The organism is Pseudomonas sp. WJP1, from assembly GCF_028471945.1.
Classification (GTDB): domain Bacteria; phylum Pseudomonadota; class Gammaproteobacteria; order Pseudomonadales; family Pseudomonadaceae; genus Aquipseudomonas.
In genome coordinates, this window is the sequence record NZ_CP110128.1 from 3,252,658 (window position 1) to 3,272,832 (window position 20,175).

18 protein-coding genes are annotated in these 20,175 nt (G+C 59.8%); 7 read left to right on the forward strand and 11 right to left on the reverse strand.

What is annotated here, in order from left to right; all coding sequences use genetic code 11:
- Nucleotides 1-191: 191 nt before the first annotated feature.
- Nucleotides 192-2,210: a hypothetical protein gene (locus OH720_RS14740; RefSeq protein WP_272606221.1), complete on the forward strand. Its 2,019-nt coding sequence runs from the start codon at nt 192-194 to the stop codon at nt 2,208-2,210.
- 115 nt (nt 2,211-2,325) lie between these two features.
- Here OH720_RS14740 and OH720_RS14745 read toward each other — a convergent pair whose 3' ends face one another.
- The 5 genes from OH720_RS14745 to OH720_RS14765 all read right to left on the reverse strand — a co-directional run bounded on the left by OH720_RS14745 (nt 2,326) and on the right by OH720_RS14765 (nt 6,572).
- Nucleotides 2,326-3,093, reverse strand: a complete 768-nt coding sequence (locus OH720_RS14745) for an SDR family oxidoreductase (protein WP_272606222.1) — start codon at nt 3,091-3,093, stop codon at nt 2,326-2,328.
- Between the two features lie 131 nt (nt 3,094-3,224).
- Nucleotides 3,225-4,292, reverse strand: a complete 1,068-nt coding sequence (locus tag OH720_RS14750) for a phosphotransferase family protein (RefSeq protein WP_272606223.1) — start codon at nt 4,290-4,292, stop codon at nt 3,225-3,227.
- A 143-nt stretch (nt 4,293-4,435) separates the two neighbouring features.
- On the reverse strand, nt 4,436-5,401 hold the full coding sequence (locus OH720_RS14755; RefSeq protein WP_272606224.1) for a 2-hydroxyacid dehydrogenase: 966 nt from the start codon (nt 5,399-5,401) through the stop codon (nt 4,436-4,438).
- Between the two features lie 161 nt (nt 5,402-5,562).
- Complete coding sequence (locus OH720_RS14760) at nt 5,563-6,159, reverse strand: TetR/AcrR family transcriptional regulator (RefSeq protein WP_272606225.1); 597 nt, start codon at nt 6,157-6,159, stop codon at nt 5,563-5,565.
- A gap of 29 nt (nt 6,160-6,188) precedes the next feature.
- Nucleotides 6,189-6,572 (reverse strand): tautomerase family protein, encoded by a 384-nt coding sequence (locus tag OH720_RS14765; RefSeq protein WP_110752056.1) that lies wholly within the window; start codon nt 6,570-6,572, stop codon nt 6,189-6,191.
- Between the two features lie 366 nt (nt 6,573-6,938).
- On the opposite strand from OH720_RS14765, the gene OH720_RS14770 reads away from it, so the two are divergent.
- Nucleotides 6,939-8,219, forward strand: a complete 1,281-nt coding sequence (locus OH720_RS14770; RefSeq protein ID WP_272606226.1) for a serine/threonine transporter — start codon at nt 6,939-6,941, stop codon at nt 8,217-8,219.
- A 200-nt stretch (nt 8,220-8,419) separates the two neighbouring features.
- Here the strand turns inward: OH720_RS14770 and acnB are convergent, their stop codons facing one another.
- Nucleotides 8,420-11,020, reverse strand: coding sequence for a bifunctional aconitate hydratase 2/2-methylisocitrate dehydratase (gene acnB / locus OH720_RS14775; RefSeq protein ID WP_180201980.1), 2,601 nt, complete (start codon nt 11,018-11,020; stop codon nt 8,420-8,422).
- A gap of 407 nt (nt 11,021-11,427) precedes the next feature.
- Here acnB and OH720_RS14780 point away from each other — a divergent pair, with 407 nt between their 5' ends.
- Nucleotides 11,428-11,898, forward strand: coding sequence for a DUF1289 domain-containing protein (locus OH720_RS14780; protein ID WP_272606227.1), 471 nt, complete (start codon nt 11,428-11,430; stop codon nt 11,896-11,898).
- Nucleotides 11,899-11,965: 67 nt separating this feature from the next.
- On the opposite strand, the gene OH720_RS14785 is transcribed toward OH720_RS14780, so the two are convergent.
- The gene (locus OH720_RS14785; protein WP_272606228.1) at nt 11,966-12,829 is read right to left on the reverse strand and encodes a universal stress protein; all 864 of its coding nucleotides are present in this window, start codon (nt 12,827-12,829) and stop codon (nt 11,966-11,968) included.
- Nucleotides 12,830-12,987: 158 nt separating this feature from the next.
- Here OH720_RS14785 and OH720_RS14790 point away from each other — a divergent pair, with 158 nt between their 5' ends.
- Entirely contained in the window at nt 12,988-13,596 is a 609-nt protein-coding gene (locus tag OH720_RS14790) for a tRNA-(ms[2]io[6]A)-hydroxylase (protein ID WP_272606229.1), read from the forward strand.
- Nucleotides 13,597-13,607: 11 nt separating this feature from the next.
- Here the strand turns inward: OH720_RS14790 and OH720_RS14795 are convergent, their stop codons facing one another.
- Nucleotides 13,608-14,096, reverse strand: a complete 489-nt coding sequence (locus OH720_RS14795; protein ID WP_272606230.1) for a GFA family protein — start codon at nt 14,094-14,096, stop codon at nt 13,608-13,610.
- A gap of 135 nt (nt 14,097-14,231) precedes the next feature.
- Between OH720_RS14795 and OH720_RS14800 the strand changes: the two genes are divergently transcribed.
- From OH720_RS14800 to OH720_RS14810, 3 genes are all read left to right on the forward strand, one after another.
- Nucleotides 14,232-15,116, forward strand: a complete 885-nt coding sequence (locus tag OH720_RS14800; protein ID WP_180201931.1) for a LysR substrate-binding domain-containing protein — start codon at nt 14,232-14,234, stop codon at nt 15,114-15,116.
- 100 nt (nt 15,117-15,216) lie between these two features.
- Nucleotides 15,217-16,341, forward strand: coding sequence for an agmatine deiminase (aguA, locus tag OH720_RS14805; RefSeq protein WP_272606231.1), 1,125 nt, complete (start codon nt 15,217-15,219; stop codon nt 16,339-16,341).
- A gap of 2 nt (nt 16,342-16,343) precedes the next feature.
- Nucleotides 16,344-17,441: an extracellular solute-binding protein gene (locus OH720_RS14810; protein WP_272606232.1), complete on the forward strand. Its 1,098-nt coding sequence runs from the start codon at nt 16,344-16,346 to the stop codon at nt 17,439-17,441.
- Nucleotides 17,442-17,609: 168 nt separating this feature from the next.
- Here the strand turns inward: OH720_RS14810 and OH720_RS14815 are convergent, their stop codons facing one another.
- Genes OH720_RS14815 through OH720_RS14825 form a run of 3 tightly spaced genes read right to left on the reverse strand, consistent with a single transcriptional unit; the run spans nt 17,610 to nt 20,157 of the window.
- Entirely contained in the window at nt 17,610-18,227 is a 618-nt protein-coding gene (locus OH720_RS14815) for a DNA-3-methyladenine glycosylase family protein (protein WP_272606233.1), read from the reverse strand.
- Between the two features lie 4 nt (nt 18,228-18,231).
- A complete protein-coding gene (locus OH720_RS14820; RefSeq protein ID WP_272606234.1) occupies nt 18,232-19,044 on the reverse strand; it encodes an isocitrate lyase/PEP mutase family protein in 813 nt (270 codons plus the stop codon).
- Nucleotides 19,045-19,074: 30 nt separating this feature from the next.
- The gene (locus tag OH720_RS14825) at nt 19,075-20,157 is read right to left on the reverse strand and encodes a bifunctional transcriptional activator/DNA repair enzyme AdaA (RefSeq protein WP_272606235.1); all 1,083 of its coding nucleotides are present in this window, start codon (nt 20,155-20,157) and stop codon (nt 19,075-19,077) included.
- Nucleotides 20,158-20,175 lie beyond the last annotated feature (18 nt).

The following is a 20,175-nucleotide window of genomic DNA, read 5'->3' on the forward strand; positions in this document are numbered from 1 at the left end:
GATTCGGAGCTCCTTTCATTAACCCCCAAAAAGCAATTTCAGGCGCCAAGCTTGCTGCTTCAGGGCAGAAAATCCGCCCCGCCATCTGGTTTTATTGCAATATGTTCTACGTACCTGTCAGATATGACAGTTATGTAATCATCATTTTTTCGCGATAGTCGCTTGGCCATTTCCATTTTCGAGAAACTGCCATGAACGACGAAATAGATTTTGTATTAGCGAAGCCAGAAGGTTGGGAACAAGCCAGATTGTTCATCAACGGTAATGAGGTTATGGAAGGAGAGTATATTGTCCTCCACCATTTGAAAGAGAATTCTGTAGTCGTCGAACTTCCTACCACAATTGCGCGGGTTCTGCGTATGGAGTTGGAAAATCCTGGCTTTCAGGACGTTAAAGCTTCTCCGAATTTCGGAAGTCCCGTTAATCAAGTCGATGGTAAATTCAACTGGCAGATTACGCTGAGCAGGGGCGAGCGTGGGCGAGTGTGGTTGGATCTTGAGAGTCCGGATATCGATCTCCCCTGGAAACTTACGTGCCTGGTGATGGCGGCAAATCTCCTTGATGAAGTGGAGAGTATTATGGTGGGCAGTGTTGCTTTTCCGCCCGGCGTGGCGGGAGGGATTTTAATGTACAGGGAATCTCCTCATAAGTCCAGCCGACGTATCAGTTTGGTTTACAAGCAGGACAGCCAGTTGATGTACTACCCGATACGCATGAAAGCAACCCCGATCACCGGATTAAACGACGGTGACCTTCAGGTGACGTGTATCCCGCCGAATACGTGGGAGTTCTGGGGCGAAAATAACAATGGTACCTTCGAGCTTGATTTCTCGGGGACAAGCTTTATCACTGGCGCCACGCTGCCCGGAAAAGTGATATCGACTTCAATACCGGAAGAATTTAAAGAGTTACTGATAGACGGTAAGCCATTTTCGCAGGAGATTGTGTTGTTCAGGGATGTACCTCGTGACTTCGAGTTGACCTTCCATGAGCATAATCCGTTAAAGGGCAGTCAGATTTTCCTGAAACTCATACCGGTAAGCGGATTGGATCAAAGCAATCTGGTGGTGACCACAACCAGCACCCATGAATGGGTGGCACAGGCCAACAGCAAGAGTGGCACATTCGGAGTAGAGATAGAACTCCGGTTTGGAGCAAGCCCCCATTATGGCTATCGTTTTGGTATTCTCAAAGTGCTCTCACCCAACCTGGAAGATGAGGTCGACGTCCTTATTGACGGCAAACCCCCAGTTGAGGGTATGAAGTTCATTCATGGCACTAGCTATTTGCTTACGCTCTGGCCTAAAAAAGGCAGCCCATTGGAGGGACATGCGCTACAGCTGCATTGTGCAGACCTGGAGGGGTTCAACCCTGGAGACCTTAAGTGTGAACCGGGCTTTGACCTGCCGCAAACGTCTAATTATGGATGGGTCTTGACCCCATTACAGGGTTTTGGAAAGTTTCAACTGAGCCTGACCGGCGAGGGCATGACCAAAGCGCTCGAGCTGCCGGTTTCCAGATTGGGGCAGGATGATATCTCGAAGTTCTTCGAGGTCCGGTTCGATGGAAAGACTTTGCCGGATGGCCAGCAAGCGCTTGCCACTCGATACGGTCGGCACACCATTACACTGATGCCTAAAAGTGGTGCGCCTGAGGGTGATGTCAGACTCAACTGGGGTACAGAGAATCCTGGGCTGGGGGTGGAAGTTACGCCGCCTATCGGGGTTGCCCAGACGGTCGATCGAATCCTGGGAGCGACCTGGTCACTGGCATGCCTTGGCGAAGAGGGCGAGTTTTCCGTGAAAGCGGAGTTGGAAGGGTCGCCTTTGCCGGCGCTGGAGCTTCCAGTGTCGTTGTCGGCTGGACAATATATTATGCGCTTCAGGGCGCTTGGCATTTCTCAGCCTTTACCACCAAAAAGCACAGTCGGTGCGGAACTGTTCCCTGGGGGAGGATGGGGCCTTACCCCTTCAGTATTGGTGACTACGCAGGGAGGCGTTCCGGTTTCCGGTGTCAAGGTCGAGTTCATTGCGCCTGATCATCCCATTGGTTACGGAACAACTGGAGATGCCGGAACCACCGGAAGCTCCGTGCCAGTCAAGTACTATCCCAAAGAGGAGCGCCTGATTGAGTTTTTGGCAAGAACGACCGAACCAACAGGTCGGGTTTCCATGATTCGGTTACTGGTAAAGCTTGTTCCCTCAAGCTGAATTTCCAGTAGGTAATACGCAAGAAATGCCAGGGAGCTCCGTTGATTCGGAGCTCCTTTCATTAACCTGACAGCGTCGATTTACGGCAGCACGCATTGCGCTGCCGACCCTCAATTCAAGACAAGAACCCGCCATCCACATTCAGTGAAACCCCAGTCGTGTAACTGGAAGCATCGCTGGCCAGATACAACACCGCTCCCGCCATTTCACTCGGATCTGCCACGCGCTTGAGCGGGATCTGCTGCAGCGCGGTGTTCAGGATCGCCTCGTTCTTCACCAGCGCCGAAGCGAACTTGGTGTCGGTCAGGCCCGGCAGCAGGGCGTTGCAGCGGATACCGAACTGCGCGCACTCCTTGGCGAATACCTTGGTCATGTTGATGACTGCTGCCTTGGTCACCGAGTAGATGCCCTGGAAGATCCCGGGAGAGACGCCGTTGATCGACGCGACGTTGATGATGCTGCCGCCGCCGTTTTCGCGCATCAGCTTGCCGGCTTCCACCGACATGAAGAAGTAGCCGCGGATATTGACGTCGACGGTTTTCTGGAAGGCGCTGAGGTCGGTGTCCAGCACGTTGCAGAACTGCGGGTTGGTCGCGGCGTTGTTGACCAGGATGTCCAGGCGCCCGAACTGTTCCTTGATGCCGGCGAAGACCTGGCTGATCTGCTCCATCTCGCCGATGTGGCAGGCGATGGCGTTGGCTTTGCCGCCAGCGGCGATGATCGCGTCGGCCACGTGCTGGCAGCCCTCGAGTTTGCGGCTCGAGACGATCACGTGGGCGCCTTGCTGGGCCAGCAGTTTGGCGATGGCTTCACCGATGCCGCGGCTGGCGCCGGAGACGAAAGCGATCTTTCCGTCGAGGTCGAACAACTGAGTCTTGGACATGATTTTTCCTTGTTATGGAGCCGAAATCGCCTTTTGTAGGAGCTCGCGATGCGGCGATCCGACTTGCCAGCGAAGGCGGCCTCAAGTACGCCTTCGCCGGCAAGCCGGGCTCCTACAGGTTCGTGTTGGTATCAGAGGCTGGATTTGTCGATGACCTGCAAGCTCATCTGCTCCAGCAGTTTGTTCATGTGAATGAACTGCGCGAAGCGTTTGTCCTGGGTCTGGCCATGGTAGAAGCGGTAGTAGATCTGCTGCACGATACCGGCCAGGCGGAACAGGCCGTAAGTGTAGTAGAAGTCGAAATTGTCGATTTCGATGCCTGAACGCTGGGCGTAATAGTCGACGAATTCGCGGCGGGTGAGCATGCCCGGTGCGTGGCTGGGCTGACGGCGCATCAACTGTACCGGTGCCGGATCATTGGCTTCGATCCAGTAGGCGAGGGTGTTGCCCAAGTCCATCAACGGGTCGCCCAGGGTAGTCAGTTCCCAGTCGAGCACGCCGATGATTTGCATCGGGTTGTTCGGGTCGAGGATGACGTTGTCGAAGCGGTAGTCGTTGTGCACGATGCTGGAGGTCGGGTGATCGGCCGGCATCTTGTCGTTGAGCCAGGCTTTCACCGCTTCCCACTGCGGCGCGTCAGGTGTCAGGGCTTTCTCGTAGCGATCGCTCCAGCCCTTGATCTGCCGTGCTACGTAGCCGTCAGGCTTGCCGAGGTCACCCAGGCCGTAGGCGTTGTAGTCGACACGGTGCAGTTCGACGAACTTGTCGATGAAGCTCTTGCACAGGGCTTCGGTTTTCGCTGAGTCCAGCCCTAGCTCGGGCGGCAGTTCGGAACGCAGGATGATGCCGTTGACGCGCTCCATTACATAGAACTCGGCGCCGATCACCGCTTCGTCGGTACAGTGCACGTAGGCCTTCGGGCAATACGGAAAGCCGTCGCGCAATTGATTGAGGATGCGGAATTCGCGTCCCATGTCATGGGCGGACTTGGCCTTGTGGCCGAACGGCGGACGACGCAGGACGAACTCCTGTTCGGGGTACTCCAGCAAATAGGTGAGGTTGGACGCACCGCCCGGGAACTGGCTGATCCGTGGCAGGCCGCTCAAGCCCGGAATGTGGGCCTTGAGGTAGGGATCGATCAGGCTGGCATCGAGTTCTTCGCCGGTGCGGGTGCGGGTGGATTGGTCAGTAAGCGTCATGCTTATCCCTTCTGCTTATTCTGGAGGCCTGAAACTATTGGCTAATCTAATGCGCACACCCGGCACCCACAACCTCGAATCCCCCTTATAGGTGAGCGTGTTGCCGGGCAATCATTGCTTTTGATACACCTGTTTGAATTATCTTACTGGACGGCTTGGGTAATGTCCTTCGGCAGTTCGATGGGGGTCAGCACCGGCTGGCCGGAGAAAAACGCCACCAGGTTGCGTCCTACCAGTTCCACGGTGCCTTGGGTGGCCTCGGGGGAGAGTCCGGCCACATGCGGGCTGAGGATGACGTTCGCCAGGACCTTGAGGGCGTCCGGCACCTTGGGTTCGGCATCAAACACATCCAGTGCGGCACCGGCGATCCGCCGTTGCTCGAGCGCGGTGATCAGGTCGGCGGTGACCACCACGCTGGCACGGGCGATGTTGACGAAAAAACCATTGGGCCCCAGGGCCTCGAGCACCTGTCGGTTGATCAGGTGCTTGGTGCCCAGGCCCCCGGGGGTGGCAGCGATCAGGAAGTCTGAGGCACGGGCCAGTTCGGTGGGCGTCGAGCAGAACTTGTAGGGCACATCGCTGCGGTGCTGGCGGTTGTGGTAACTCACCGTCATGTCGAAACCTGCGGCAGCGCGTTTGGCGATGGCCATGCCGACCGCACCGAGGCCGAGAATGCCCAGGCGCTTGCCGGCCAGGGACGGACGCATGATTTTTGGCCATTCGCCCCGGCGTACGGCGGCGTCGCAGCGGGGGACGTCGCGCACCAGCGACAGCAGCAGCGCCATGGCATGGTCTGCCACCGAGGAGGCGTTGACCCCGGCGCCATTGGTCACGGTGATGCCCCGGTCGGCGGCGGCTTGCAGGTCGACCTGTTCATAGCCTGCGCCAATCACGCAGATGATCTTGAGGTTGGGCAGGGCGGCGATTTCATCGGCATAGAGACCGAGCGGGCCGCGGGTCAGGACAGCGTCGATCTGGCCGCTGTGACGGGTGATGGCCTCGGCGCGCTCGGCGGGCGTGGGCGCCAAAATCAGGTGAAATCCCTGATGTTCGAGAATGGGCAGGTAATCATTGATGGTTTCAACCAGTACCAGAACGGTTGCAGGCATGCTTTGCTCCTGTGGGCAGCGGACAGTCGGGCTCGAACGTCGGTCGAGAGTGCTGGTTGCGAACCAATTTGGCAATCTCACTGTCTTCGCTCCTCAGTGTAGGAGCTAGCGAAGCCTGCGATCTTTTAAAGCCACGGAATATTTTTGATGCCAGCGAATTTTCAGGCCGGGGCAGGGGGCTCAATCAGAAACGTCTGGGCCGCCTCGAGGATTTCCTCCGACAGGGCGTCGCCCCGGGTGGCCCGCGCTAGGGTCAGCGCGCCGACCATCAGTGAATACTGCACCAGCGCCTGCTGCCGCTTTTCGGCGGCATCGTCCGAATCCATCAGTTCGCCCAGGGCATCGAGCAGCCGGTTCAGGCCGGCCATGAACGGCTCGCGCAAGCCGCTTTCGGCGTGCTCGTGGCACATGTCGCCGGCAAAGGCCACCACCGGGCAGCTTTCACCGGGGTTGTCGCGGCTGTAGACCGAAAGGTAAGGCTTGATCAGGGCCTGGCGCGCCGCCACTTTGTCGTCGCCCTGGGTGATTCGTTCGCGCCAGCGCGTACCCACCTCCTTGAAGGCCCGCTCGCTGGCCTCCCTGGCCAGCGCTTCCTTGGACTGGAAGTGACCATAGAAACCGCCATGGGTCAGGCCCGCCGCCGCCATTACATCGACGACGCTGATCCCGTGCAGGCCGCGTTCGCGAAACAACCGTGTGGCGGCCTCGACGATGATTTCGCGGTTGAGGTCGGCTTGTTTGCGGGAAACGCGGGGCATGGGCGGCTCACAGGTCAATTAGTTGGCGATCAGAGGGCGTATTGGGCAATGCCATTGCCGAACGACCAGTTCTCTTTTTTCACTTCCACCAGATTAATGAAAACATCCTCCAGGCGCACGGCCAGCTGCGTGTTGAGGCTTTCGACGATGGTCTTGTAGAGCAGCTTTTTCTGCTCCAGGGTTCGGCCTTCGCTCAGGGTGATCTGGATGACCACCAGGTTGTCGGTGCGCTGGATGCCCAGGTACTGGGGGTCGAAGATGAAATGCTGTTCGTCGTGTTCGGCGAGGATCTGGAAGTTGTCGTTCTCCGGCACGCCAATCGCGCTGCGCAGGGCGGCGTAGATCAGTTGTCCGACGCGTTTGGCGTAGGTGGGGTCCTGCTGTTTCTTGAGGTCGACGCGAACCAGTGGCATGGGATGACTCCGGAGGGTTGACAGGTTCGTTAAAAATACATGATGGACGACCTTTATCAATGCTGGATTGGCGATTACCGATGAGTTGATGCAAATCCATGTGGGAGCGAGCCTGCTCGCGATAGCGATGTATCAGCCAACGCGGGTGTTGAATCCGCCGCCGCCATCGCGAGCAGGCTCGCTCCCACAGGGTTGTGCATTGTTGTAAATTTTCCAAATTGGAACCACCGTTCCTCACCTAAGTCTTTGCTTCTGTTCACTAATCCTCCAGAATCGCGCCCCTGTTTCGGCCAGGGCGCTGCCTGTCGGGTATTCCGACGCGTCCCGGCCGGGTGGCAAGTGACCGGAATGTGGAGATCCCACCGGATGAATGATCAGGCCAATAGCGTTAACGAACGCTTTGTAGCAGCGACACCCGCAACTCTTTCGAGCTGGAATCGCCAGGACACCACCTGGATGCTGGGCTTGTTTGGTACGGCGATTGGCGCGGGAACCCTGTTTTTACCGATCAATGCAGGCCTGGGCGGCTTCTGGCCGCTGCTGATCCTGACATTGCTGGCGTTCCCGATGACGTTCTACGCACACCGCGGCCTGACCCGCTTTGTGCTGTCCGGCCGCGAAGGCGCGGACATCACCGAGGTGGTGGAGGAGCATTTCGGCATCAAGGCCGGCGCGCTGATTACCTTGCTGTACTTCTTCGCCATTTTCCCGATCCTGCTGATTTACAGCGTGGCCCTGACCAACACCGTGGGCAGTTTCCTTGAGCATCAACTGCACATCATGCCGCCACCGCGCGCCGTGCTGTCGCTGGTGCTGATCCTCGGCCTGCTGGCGGTGGTGCGTTGTGGTGAGCAGCTGATCGTCAAGGCCATGAGCCTGATGGTCTACCCGTTCATCGTCGCCCTGCTGTTCCTGGCGGTGTACCTGGTTCCCCACTGGAACGGCGGCATCCTGGCCACCGCCAGCGATGTACCGGCGCCGTCGGCGTTGCTGCACACCCTGTGGCTGGCGATTCCGGTGATGGTGTTCTCGTTCAACCATTCGCCGATCATTTCGGCGTTCGCCGTGGATCAGAAGCGTCGTTACGGCGAGCACGCCGAGGAGCGCAGTTCGCAGATCCTGTCCCGCGCCCACTTGCTGATGGTGGTGATGGTGCTGTTCTTCGTCTTCAGTTGCGTGCTGACCCTGTCGCCGGCACAACTGGCCGAGGCAAAGGCACAGAACCTGTCGATCCTGTCGTACCTGGCCAACCATTTCAGCAACCCGACCATCGCCTTCGCGGCGCCGTTGATTGCCTTCGTGGCCATCTCCAAGTCGTTCCTGGGGCACTACATCGGTGCAAGCGAAGGCCTCAAGGGCCTGATCGTCAAGAGCGGCAAGCGTCCGGCAGCCAAGACCCTGGACCGCATCGTCGCGGCATTCATGCTGGTGGTGTGCTGGATCGTCGCCACGCTGAACCCGAGCATCCTCGGCATGATCGAAACCCTGGGTGGCCCGGTGATCGCGGCGATCCTGTTCCTGATGCCGATGTATGCCATCCGCAAGGTGCCGGCCATGGCGCGCTATCGTGGCCAGGCGTCGAACGTGTTTGTGGTGGCGGTAGGCCTGGTAGCTATCTCGGCGTTGATCTATTCGCTGACCGCCTGACCCCGTCACTCTGATCGTTCCCACGCTCCGCGTGGGAATGCAGCCCTGGACGCTCCGTGTCCCTTTCCAGAGCTGGAACGCGGAGCGTCCCTTGAGGCATTCCCACGCAGAGCGTGGGAACGATTAGCGCGGAGTTCCTGAAGGCATAAAAAAACGCCGCTCATCTCACGATGGGCGGCGTTTTTTATTGCTCTGTAACGTTAGGCTTGAACGACCGGGATGTTGGCGTTCGCAGCAGCTTCACGGAACTCGGCGATCTGGTCGAAGGACAGGTAGCGGTAGACATCGGCCGCCATGCTGTCGATCTTGCCAGCGTATTCCATGTACTCCTCGACGGTCGGCAGGCGACCCAGGATGGAAGCCACGGATGCCAGCTCAGCCGAAGCCAGGTAGACGTTCGCGCCGTCACCCAGACGGTTCGGGAAGTTACGGGTCGAAGTCGACACAACGGTCGAGTTCGGCTCTACACGTGCCTGGTTACCCATGCACAGCGAGCAGCCCGGCATTTCCATGCGCGCGCCAGCCTTGCCGTAGATGCCGTAGTAGCCTTCTTCGGTCAGTTGGTGAGCGTCCATCTTGGTCGGCGGCGACAGCCACAGACGGGTTGGCAGCTGACCCTTGACCTGCTCCAGCAACTTGCCGGCAGCACGGAAGTGGCCGATGTTGGTCATGCAGGAACCGATGAACACTTCGTCGATCTTCTCGCCAGCAACGCTGGAGAGCAGGCGAGCGTCGTCCGGGTCGTTCGGAGCGCACAGTACAGGCTCCTTGATGTCGGCCAGGTCGATCTCGATGACTTCGGCGTACTCGGCGTCCTTGTCCGCTTCCAGCAGCTCAGGGTTGGCCAGCCAGGCTTCCATCGCCTGGGCACGACGCTCCAGGGTGCGTGCATCGCCGTAGCCTTCGCCGATCATCCAGCGCAGCAGGGTGATGTTGGACTGCAGGTATTCAGCGATCGACTCTTTCGACAGCTGGATGGTGCAACCGGCAGCCGAACGTTCAGCCGAGGCGTCGGACAGTTCGAAGGCTTGCTCGACGGTCAGCTTAGGCAGGCCTTCGATCTCCAGGATGCGACCGGAGAAAGCGTTCTTCTTGCCTTTCTTCTCTACGGTCAGCAGCCCGGACTGGATCGCGTAGTAAGGAATGGCGTGAACCAGGTCACGCAGGGTGACGCCTGGTTGCAGTTCGCCCTTGAAGCGAACCAGGATCGACTCAGGCATGTCCAGCGGCATGACGCCAGTGGCTGCGGCGAACGCAACCAGGCCGGAACCGGCCGGGAACGAGATGCCGATCGGGAAACGGGTGTGCGAGTCGCCACCGGTACCGACGGTGTCTGGCAGCAGCATGCGGTTCAGCCACGAGTGGATGATGCCGTCGCCCGGACGCAGGGAAACGCCGCCGCGGGTCATGATGAAGTCAGGCAGGGTGTGGTGGGTGGTCACGTCGATCGGCTTTGGATAAGCCGCGGTGTGGCAGAAGGACTGCATCACCAGGTCGGTCGAGAAGCCCAGGCACGCCAGGTCTTTCAGTTCGTCACGGGTCATTGGACCTGTGGTGTCCTGGGAACCCACGGTGGTCATCTTCGGTTCGCAGTAGGTGCCCGGGCGAACGCCGGTCACGCCGCAAGCCTTGCCGACCATTTTCTGCGCCAGGGTGAAACCCTTGGTGCTTTCAGCCGGTGCTTCAGGCTTCTTGAACAGCGTCGAAGGTGGCAGACCCAGCTCGGCGCGAGCCTTCTCGGTCAGGCCACGGCCGATGATCAGCGGGATACGGCCGCCAGCACGAACTTCGTCCAACAGGACCGGGGTCTTCATTTCGAAGGTGGTCAGGACTTCATCGGTGCCGTGCTTGCAGACTTTACCAGCATGCGGGTACAGGTCGATCACGTCGCCCATGTGCATGTTGGAAACGTCGAATTCGATTGGCAGTGCGCCAGCATCTTCCATGGTGTTGTAGAAGATCGGGGCAATCTTGCTGCCGAAGCAGAAGCCGCCGGCACGCTTGTTCGGCACGTAGGGAACGTCGTCGCCGAAGAACCACAGTACCGAGTTGGTGGCCGATTTACGCGAAGAACCGGTACCGACCACGTCGCCAACGTAGGCGATCGGGAAGCCGGCGTTGCGCATTTCTTCGATCTGCTTCATCGGGCCGGTGACGCCTTGTGCGTCAGGCACGATGCCGTCGCGTGCCATTTTCAGCATGGCCAGGGCGTGCAGCGGGATGTCCGGGCGGGACCAGGCATCAGGCGCAGGGGACAGGTCGTCGGTGTTGGTCTCGCCAGTCACCTTGAACACGCGCAGGCTGATCTTGTCGGCCAGGGTAGGGCGCTTGACGAACCATTCGCCGTCAGCCCAGGATTGCAGTACGCCCTTGGCGTGAACGTTGCCGTTCTTGGCTTTTTCAGCCACGTCGTGGAAGGCGTCGAACATCAGCAGGGTGTGCTTGAGTTCTTCGGCAGCGACTGGCGCCAGCTCGGCGTCGTCCAGCAGGTTGACCAGGGTCACGATGTTGTAGCCACCCTGCATGGTGCCGAGCAGTTCAACAGCGCGCTTCTTGTCGATCAGGGGGGATTGGGCTTCGCCTTTGGCTATGGCGGACAGGAAGCCGGCCTTGACATAGGCTGCTTCGTCCACTCCAGGCGGAACGCGATTGGTGATCAGGTCAACGAGGAATGCTTCTTCGCCAGCCGGGGGATTCTTCAGCAGCTCGACCAGGCCTGCAGTTTGTTCGGCGTTAAGCGGCTGGGGAACGATACCCAGTGCTGCGCGCTCTTCGATATGTTTGCGGTAGGCTTCAAGCACAGTTATTACCCTCATCAGTGGTCCCAAATGGGTGTCCGGGACGCTCATCCCGAAATTGCCGTACTCATGCGCTGCATGGCGTTGTGAGCCACTTAGCCAGAATTACCGACAATTCCTTACAGAAGCTGCTTTCAAAGTTTTACGCCTGCAGAACGGGAGCTGATGAGGGTTGGCGCAAGGCTTTTCCCCGCTGGAAAAACCCTTCGCCAACACCGCTCTGAAGGAACGACTGTGCTCGTGACGCTTTGAAAACAGCTTCTAACGGACATTGGCGCCTAAAAAGGCAGGCTGATTCTACGGCAAAAAAAAATTAAAGGTAAGTTGGCGACTGAAACTTTGAGGGGTGATCAATGTTAGACAAAGGGCTAACATGCCATCCTGTTTTGCTTTTCGCGTTTTGCCTACCTATGCCCAATCAGACCATCAAGACCCCCTGCGTCGGCCTTTGCTCCACTGTTTACGGTGACTTGGTGTGCCGTGGCTGCAAGCGTTTCCACCACGAAGTGATTCACTGGAACGGCTACAACGAGGAAGAAAAACGCGCGGTGTGGCTGCGTCTGGAGCAATTGTTGTCCCAGGTGATGGCGGCCAAGGTGGAAATTTTCGACCCGGCGCTGCTGAGAATGCAGCTGGAGCAGCGCAAGATCCGCTTTGTGCCACACCAGTCCGTGTATTGCTGGGCCTACCAATTGATCGCCCGGGGCGCGCGGGTCATCAACAACCTGGAAGCCTACGGGATGGTGCTGTTGCCAGAGTTTCGCGACTGGAACCTGCCGGAACTGCGCGACGCCATCGATCGGGAGTTTTTCCTGCTCTCCGAGGCGCATTACCAGCGCTACATTGCGCCGGGGTTTTTGAAAGACGCGTTTGGCGGTTAATTTTTAAAAGCTTCGCGGGCAAGCCTCGCTCCTACGAGCGAAGGCGATTTACCCGGCGCTGCAAATCTCAATGCTTGACCGCCAACTCCTCCAGGTGATCCTCAACCTCCTGCGGCTTGAGCACCAGAACATCGCTCTCCACTGCATCAAGCACCACTTCGGCGGTATTGCCGATCAACGTCCCCGATAATCCGCTGCGCGCCACGGTGCCGATCACGGTCACCGCTGCCTGCAGTTTGTGCACCATGAACGGAATCAGCACATCCGCCGGACCCTCGGCGATGTGCAGGTGTTCGTTGTCGATGTCGAACTCGGCCTGGAACGCCTGGCACTGTTCGCGATAGCGTGCCTCGATGGTTTCGCTCAGCTGCAATGTAGGGTCGGCGGCCGACAGCATGGGCGACGGGTGAGCACTGATCACATGCAGGTGCGCCTTGGCCAGGCTGGCGATGTCGTAGCCGTAGTCGATGATGCTGTTGTGCAAATGGCGGTGCTCACTCTCCATGTTGCCAACGTCGACGGCCGCCAGGATCACTTTGTCCTTCCACGAGCCTGCGGTTTTCACCAACAGCACGGGGGTGGGGCAGTTGCGCAGCAGTTTCCAGTCCACCGGGGTCAGCAGGGCCTTTTTCAGCGAGCTGTCGGGGAAATGCTGCTTGATCACCAGCCCGCAGCCTTCGGCCTGCTGCACGTCGATGATGGTTTCGTGCAGGCTTTCATTCCAGGCCTGCTCGGTAGTGACGCTGTATCCGTCCTGCAACAGGGCAGCCTTGAGGACGCCCAGCATGGCGCTGTGGTCGTGCTTGCGGTCACAGACCAGCAGGTGCAGGTGCGCCTGGGTCACGCCGGCAATCAGTTTGGCTCGTTTGAGCGCCAGGCTTTCCGAATGCTCGGGGTCGATGACCACCAGAATGCTGCGAATGGCTTGCATGATCGGGATCTCCTGAAAATGAAAAAGCATGGCGTTGCACAACTATAGTTCCTGCGCGGCATTCGGTGGCTTGATGCATATCAACGGTGTGACTGGTGGTCTTCGGGCAGGCCGGTATAATCGGCGCCCTTTGTTTCATACCTATTTCCGTGAGCCCCATGATCCTTCCCGAAATTCACGAGTTCCTCGGCTGCCGTACCCCGGATGGCTGGGTTCAGGCCGCTTTGGCCGATCAGGACACCTTGTTGATCGACCACAAGAATTGCGAGTTCAAGGCGGCCAGCACGGCGCTTAGCCTGATTGCCAAATATCACTCCCACGTCGACTTGATCAACATGATGTCGCGTCTGGCCCGGGAAGAGCTGGTGCACCACGAACAGGTCATGCGCCTGATGAAAAAACGCAAGATCGGCTTGCGTCAGCTGTCCGCCGGGCGTTACGCCTCGGGGTTGCGCAAGGTGGTGCGCAGTCACGAACCGGTAAAACTGGTGGATACCCTGGTGGTCGGCGCATTCATCGAGGCCCGCAGTTGCGAGCGTTTCGAGGCGTTGGTACCGCATCTGGACGAGGAACTGGGCAAGTTCTACTTCGGCCTGCTCAAAAGCGAGGCCCGGCACTTCCAGGGCTACCTGAAGCTGGCGTACCAGTACGGGGACGCCAAGGACATCGCCCAGGTGATCGACAAAGTGCGGGCCGCCGAGCAGGAACTGATCGAATCGCCGGATGTGGAGTTCCGCTTCCACAGCGGTGTGCCTGCGGCCGCCTGACGATCTTTGCTTTAACGGCTCAAACCCAGCCGCTCATGCCACTCGGCGATCGATTCTTCGGGATACCCCTCGAACTGTTTATCGCCCGGCTTCACTTCGGTCTCGACCCAGGGGGCCTTGGAGTCCAGCAGCAAATGCGTGTGCTGCGGCGGCACCGGTAGCGGCGTGTCGATGGCCGAGGCGAAGGGGTGGATCAGTTCCGGCCATTCGGGGCTGAACAGCCATAGACCCGAGCCGCACAGCGAACAGAAATGCCGCTCGGCGCTGCTGCGATGGGCGCGCTTTTCGCCTTCGCCCTTGAGCAGGGCATGGTAGATCGCGACGTTCTTGCGCCCGCGCACCTTGAGGCTATTGGCGTCGCCGGCAATATTGATCGCATAACCACCTCCACCCTGGGTCTTGCGGCAGATCGAGCAGTAGCAGCGTTGATAGGGGTAGGGGTGGGCGCTGGTCAGGCTGAACGACACCGCGCCGCAATGGCAGGAGCCTTCGAGATGCATGGGGATCTCCCGTGGCAAAGTTGTACGGTTCAGCCTAGAAGATTTGCGGCGCGATTTCCGACGCCTTCGCGGTCCCACTGGACGGCCATCGATGGCCAAGTCAGCATGACCGCCTTCAAACCCGGACCCGACCCTATGCGCCGATTACCCTCCCTGGCAGCCCTTAGAACCTTCGAATGCGCCGCCCGTCACGCTCATTTTGGCCGGGCGGCTGCAGAGTTGTGCGTGACCGACAGCGCCGTCAGCCATCAGATCCGCCAGCTGGAAGAACAGCTTGGCGTGTCGTTGTTCGTGCGCGAAGGCCGGCAGATTCGCCCGACCATGGCCGCCGGACGCCTGATGCAAAGCCTGCAGCAGGCCTTTGAACTGATCGGTGATGCCTGCGACGAACTGCGCGACCCTTCGTCCCTGGCGGTGTTGCGCCTGGCGGTCACCGCCGAGCTGGCGCAAAAGTGGTTGATGAGTCGTCTCTCGGATTTCTATGCGCGCTACCCGCACATCACCTTGCACCTCTACGAGCAGCCCATCGACGCCACGGCACCGGGTGAAGACATCGACCTGGCCATCACCTATGGCACAGGTCCAGTGGACAGCAGTGCGTATTTCGTCCGGCCATTGCCCGCGCTGCAGTTTTTCCCGGTGTGCAGCCCTGGTCTTTTCAACCAGGGCACCCTGAAAACCCCGAAGGACCTGGCCCGCCACTGCTTGCTGCATGACGATCAGGACGGCAAGACCTGGACCGCCTGGCTCACCAGCCATGCCGGTGACCAGCGCCCCGAGCGTCAACTGTATTTCGCCCACGCCGGGTTGGCGCTGGAAGCCGCTGCCCAGGGGCAGGGCGTCGCCATGGGCGATAACCTGACAGCCCAGGAGGATTTGCTCAGCGGTCGCCTGGTGCGGCCATTCACTTCAAGCATGACCGCCTTGGGGCAATATGCGCTGGTGTGCGAGCGGGTTCGCCTGGAGCGGCCCGCCGTGGCGCAGATGCTCGAATGGTTCAACGATCAGCTGGTCGATTGATGAGTTGAGTTCAAGTATTCCGAAATAATCATCGTTGGCGAGGAGGGCGTGCGCGACCTTAGCCTGTGGTCATTCCAATCCCCGCTGATGAGGTTTGCCCATGGCACGTTTGCTCGACTCCACTCCCAAACTCGACGGGTTCCGTTTGCCCGGCGAATTCGAAACCAAGTCCGGCTGCTGGCTCGGCTGGCCTGAGCGCACCGATGTCTGGCGCAATGGCGCCAAGCCTGCGCAGAAAGTCTGGGTGCAGATCGTCACCGCCATCAGCCAAAGCGAACCGGTCACCGTCTGCGCCTCGGCCGCGCAATTCGCCACCGCGCGCCGCCAGTTGCCGCCGCAAGTACGGGTGGTGGAAATGACCTGCAACGACACCTGGTTCCGCGACAGTGGTCCGTGCTTCGTGGTCAACGACCACAGCGGTGAAGTGCGCGGCGTCGACTTCGAGTTCAACGCCTACGGCGGCCTCGACGGCGGCTTGTACTACCCGTGGGACAAGGACGACCAGATCGCCAGTAAAATCCTCGAAATCGAAGGCTTCGATCGCTATCGCGCGCCGTTGATTGCCGAACTCGGCGGCATCCAGAGCGACGGCCAGGGCAGCATTCTCACCACCGAGCAATGCCTGCTCAACCGTAACCGCAACCAGCATCTGGGCAAGGATGAAGTTACTCGCCGCTTGACCGATTACCTGGGTGCCGAGCAGGTCATCTGGCTGCCTCGGGGCTGCAAATTCGACGAAACCGACGGCCACGTCGACGATCTGGCGTGCTTCGTGCGCCCCGGTGAGGTGGTGCTGCAATGGACCGACAATCGCGACGATCCGCAGTGGGAAATCTACCAGGAGGCCTACGACATCCTGCGCAGCACCCGCGACAGCCGTGGTCGCGAGCTGATCGTGCACAAGCTGCCCCAACCGGATGTGCTGGAGTGGACGGCCGAAGAGGCCGAGGGCCTGGATCAACAGGACAGCACGCATACCCGTCAGGCTGGCACGAAAATCTGCGCGTCCTATATCAATTACTACGCCGGCAACACCTCGATCGTGGTGCCGCTGTTCGGCGATCGCAACGATCAGGTGGCGCTGGCGACCCTGGCCGAACTGTTCCCGCAGCACAAGATCGTCGGCATCGAGAACTCCCGGGAAATTCTCCTCGGTGGCGGCAACGTCGCGTGCATCACCATGCCGCAGTACGCCGGCGCTGCCTGCAACAAAAAGGGAGTTTGAACATGGGCCTGCACAAACTGACTCAAGCGTTATTGCTGGTGCTTGCACCCCTGTGTGTGCAGGCCGCCGACACCGCCAAGCCGGTGGTGAACCTGTATATCTGGGGCGAGTACCTGGCCCCGGACACCTTGAGCAACTTCGAGAAAAAAACCGGTATCCATGTGGTCGCCGATCACTTCGATTCCCTGGAAACCGTCGAAACCAAACTGCTGACCGGTCGCAGCGGCTACGACCTCGTGCTGACGGCGGGGCAGCACTTGTCGCGGGCAATCCAGAGCGGCGCGATCCAGACCGTGGACAAGCAGCGGATACCGCACTTTGCCGGAGTCGGCGAAGAGTTCCGCCAGCACATGGCGGTGTTCGATCCGGGCAACCGATATGCCGGGATCTACGCTTGGGGCACCACTGGCGTAGGTTATCAGCAAGAGGCGGTCAAGCAGCGCCTGCCCGATGCGCCAACGGACAGCTGGGCAATGCTGTTCGACCCGGCGGTGGTGTCGAAATTCGCCGATTGCGGGGTCAGCCTGCTCAACGACCCTAACGAAGTGTTCGCGGCGGTCATGAAATACATGGGGCTGGACATCAACCGTCAGAGCCTCGATGACTTGAAACTGGCCGAACAGCAGCTGGCGAAGATTCGCCCGTACATTCGCTACTTCGACAACGACCTGAATATCAGCGACCTGGCCAACGGCAATACCTGTGTGGCGATGTCATGGAACGGTAACGTGGCCATCGCGGCAGGCCAGGCACAAGCGGCTGGAAAGCCGTTTTCGTTGCAGTACCGGATACCGAAAGAGGGCACGCTGATCTGGTTTGACGCCATGGTCATTCCCAAGGACGCTCCACATCCCGAGGCGGGGCTGGCCTTGATGGATTACTTGATGACGCCCGAAGTGATCGCGCCGATCACCGACACCATCCACTATGCCAATGCGATCACGGCGGCGGATACCTTGATCGACCCGGCGATCCGCAATGATCCGGGGACTTATCCGACGCAGGCGGTGCGGGCGTCGTTGTACAGCAAGAATGACAATGGCAAGGCGTTCAACCGGGCTTTGATTCGGGCGTTCAGCCGGTTGAAGTCGGGGTTGTGATTGGCTTTGGGTGATGTGTTGGCGGGTCCGACGTCATCGCCCTGTAGGAGCGAGGCTTGCCCGCGAAGAACGATGACGCGGTATTACGGATAAACCGCGGCGCCTGGTTCGCCGGCAAGTCGGATCGCCGCACCGCTGGCTCCTACAAGCGATGAACGATAACGCGGTCTATTTGCCAGGCACCCGCCACAAATACCAAGCAGCCACAGTCCGAAACGGACTCCACGCCAACCCGATCTCGATCATCTGCTTGCGCGTCGGTTGCACCTCCAACCCCTTGAGCCGCCGATAACCCTCGCGCACGCCAAAGTCATCGGCCGGCAAAATGTCCGGTCGCTCCAGGCTGTAGATCAATAGCATTTCGACGGTCCAGCGCCCCACGCCGCGCAGGGTGACCAGGCGTTCGATCAGTGCTTCATCGTCCATGGCCAGCGCCGTGGCGTAATCGGGCACCACGCCCTCCAGTGCAGCCTGGGCGATACATTGAATGGTGGCGATCTTGCTGGCGGAAAAGCCGCAACTGCGCAGTCGATCAAAATTCGTCGCGACAATCTGCTCGGGCCGCGGAAACGCCATCGATGGGTACAGCGCCAGCAGCCGGCCGACAATTGCATCCCCGGCCTTGGCATGCAGTTGCTGATAGGCAATCGCCCGCACCAGCGATTCATAGGGATCGCGGGCCGCGTGAGGTTGATGCAGGCACGGGCCGATGGCTTCGATGTGCCGACGCCAATCCTCATCAAGAGACGCTAGAAACTCGGTGGCGGGTAAGTAAGCGTCCGACATGGGCTCAGGCTTTCCCCGGCGGTTTCAGCAGCGCGTTGACTTCGCCATAGGTGAATGCCTTGAGGTCATGGATGTCGAGCTTGCCGGTCTGCAGAAAGTTTTTTGCCAGTGCGGCCATGGCGCCATAGAGGAACTCGGCGATGCCGGAGCCGGCGCTCAAGCGGCGCACGCCCAGTGTTTGCAACTCTTGCAGTGACGGCAGACCGGGGACACCGAGGACATTGAGTGGCAGCGTGGTGCCCCGGCACAGCGCCGCAATCTCGTACTCCGATGTAACGCCAGCCGCGAACAATCCGTTGGCACCCGCCGCTTGGTACAACGCGGCGCGCCCAAGGGTTTCCGCCACGCGATCTTCGGCGGGGACCAGGCTCCTGAGGTACACGTCGGTGCGTGCGTTGATGAACAGGTTCACGTTGCGGCGATCAGCAACCTGCCGCGCGATTTCAATCTTGTGCACGAGCAATTCAGGCGGCGCGGCACCGTCTTCGATATTGATCCCGACCGCACCGGCGGCGATGACCGCATCCACCACCTCGGCAACCCGTGCCAGATCGTCGGAGTAGCCAGCCTCGATATCCACGGTCAACGGCACCGAAATCACCCGGGCGATGGATTCGACCGTCGATACCAACCGCTCAAGGGGCAGGGTGTTGCCGTCCGGGTAACCATGGACCCAGGCCACTGCCGCACTGCTGGTAGCCACGGCCTTGTTGCCCAGTTGCTCCACCAGCCGCGCCCCGACAGCGTCGGCGACGTTGGTGAGGATCAGCAGACCGTCGTGATGCAGCTTATGAAGTTGATCATCAAGCCTGTCCATCGAGATTCCTTCCTTTTGCAATGCGTGGGATCAGAACGCGAGTTGTTGGGTGATCTGCACTGCTGCGTTTTCCAGTCTGAGCAGGAACGCTTTGCGCGGTTGGCCTCCAGCGTAGCCGGTCAGCGAGCCATCGGCGCCGATCACCCGATGGCAGGGCACGACAATCGAGAGGCGGTTATGACCGTTGGCCAGGCCCACCGCACGACTGGCGCCGGGCTTGCCCAGGCGGGCAGCGATTGCACCGTAGGTGGTGGTCTGGCCATAGGGGATGAGTGCCAGTTCGGCCCATACCTGGCGGGAAAATTCGCTACCGGGCATGTGCAGGGCAACGCTGAATTCGGTCCGTTCACCGGCGAAATACTCAGTCAGTTGGTGTTCGATTTGCTGCAGATGCCCGTTATGCCCCGGCGCCACGACGTAACCAAAGCGGTTTTGCAACGCTTGCACTTCCCGGGTCAGGCTGGGCTGGTCGAGGAATTCCAGTAACACCAGTCCGCGACGTTCGGCCATGGCGATCATCGGCCCCAGCGCAGTGGTCAGGCGCGTGAACAGCAGCGGCTCACTGTTGGCGGCGCGGCCCGGTGTAATGTGAAAAGACTTCTGGAACGCATCGCGAAAGCCGCTGAGGGATTCGTAACCGGAGTCGTAGGCGGCGTTGTCGATGGAATCCCCCTGCTTGATCCCGCCCAAGGCCACGCCCAGGCGCCGGGTGCGCAGCCAGGCATGAAAGGTCATGCCGAAATGCTGCTTGAACCAGCGGCGCAGTTTCAGCGGCTCGATGCCTTCGGCCAGCAGCTGGGCGTCGGTCCAGCGCTGCTCGGGATCGGCGTCCACCGACTTGAGCAACCGCTGCACCCAGTGCGGCGCAATTGCAGCGGCGTCCGTGGGTTTGCAGCGCAGGCAAGCGCGATATCCTGCCGCCAGGCACTCATCGGCGTGGGCAAAGAACTCGACATTCTCAGGCTTCGGGCTGCGTGCGGTGCAACCGGGGCGGCAGAAAATACCGGTCGTCTTGACCGCGGTAAAAAACACCCCCTCGTAGGCGGTGTCGCGTTCGAGCATGGCGCGAACCATCTCGGCGTGGGGCGGCAGTAGCGTGTCTTGTAGGTTCATGGGTTGAGCTTAAGCTGC

What these genes read in the sequence shown, in the direction of transcription:
- OH720_RS14760 (WP_272606225.1), bottom strand. Translation starts at nt 6,159, where the DNA reads ATGCCCCGCGTTTCCCGCAAACAAGCCGACCTCAACCGCGAAATCATC.
- OH720_RS14770 (WP_272606226.1), top strand. Translation starts at nt 6,939, where the DNA reads ATGAATGATCAGGCCAATAGCGTTAACGAACGCTTTGTAGCAGCGACA.
- OH720_RS14745 (WP_272606222.1), bottom strand. Translation starts at nt 3,093, where the DNA reads ATGTCCAAGACTCAGTTGTTCGACCTCGACGGAAAGATCGCTTTCGTC.
- OH720_RS14740 (WP_272606221.1), top strand. Translation starts at nt 192, where the DNA reads ATGAACGACGAAATAGATTTTGTATTAGCGAAGCCAGAAGGTTGGGAA.
- OH720_RS14820 (WP_272606234.1), bottom strand. Translation starts at nt 19,044, where the DNA reads ATGGACAGGCTTGATGATCAACTTCATAAGCTGCATCACGACGGTCTG.
- OH720_RS14790 (WP_272606229.1), top strand. Translation starts at nt 12,988, where the DNA reads ATGATCCTTCCCGAAATTCACGAGTTCCTCGGCTGCCGTACCCCGGAT.
- OH720_RS14750 (WP_272606223.1), bottom strand. Translation starts at nt 4,292, where the DNA reads ATGACGCTTACTGACCAATCCACCCGCACCCGCACCGGCGAAGAACTC.
- OH720_RS14780 (WP_272606227.1), top strand. Translation starts at nt 11,428, where the DNA reads ATGCCCAATCAGACCATCAAGACCCCCTGCGTCGGCCTTTGCTCCACT.
- OH720_RS14755 (WP_272606224.1), bottom strand. Translation starts at nt 5,401, where the DNA reads ATGCCTGCAACCGTTCTGGTACTGGTTGAAACCATCAATGATTACCTG.
- OH720_RS14765 (WP_110752056.1), bottom strand. Translation starts at nt 6,572, where the DNA reads ATGCCACTGGTTCGCGTCGACCTCAAGAAACAGCAGGACCCCACCTAC.
- OH720_RS14810 (WP_272606232.1), top strand. Translation starts at nt 16,344, where the DNA reads ATGGGCCTGCACAAACTGACTCAAGCGTTATTGCTGGTGCTTGCACCC.
- OH720_RS14795 (WP_272606230.1), bottom strand. Translation starts at nt 14,096, where the DNA reads ATGCATCTCGAAGGCTCCTGCCATTGCGGCGCGGTGTCGTTCAGCCTG.
- OH720_RS14785 (WP_272606228.1), bottom strand. Translation starts at nt 12,829, where the DNA reads ATGCAAGCCATTCGCAGCATTCTGGTGGTCATCGACCCCGAGCATTCG.
- OH720_RS14800 (WP_180201931.1), top strand. Translation starts at nt 14,232, where the DNA reads ATGCGCCGATTACCCTCCCTGGCAGCCCTTAGAACCTTCGAATGCGCC.
- aguA (WP_272606231.1), top strand. Translation starts at nt 15,217, where the DNA reads ATGGCACGTTTGCTCGACTCCACTCCCAAACTCGACGGGTTCCGTTTG.
- OH720_RS14815 (WP_272606233.1), bottom strand. Translation starts at nt 18,227, where the DNA reads ATGTCGGACGCTTACTTACCCGCCACCGAGTTTCTAGCGTCTCTTGAT.
- OH720_RS14825 (WP_272606235.1), bottom strand. Translation starts at nt 20,157, where the DNA reads ATGAACCTACAAGACACGCTACTGCCGCCCCACGCCGAGATGGTTCGC.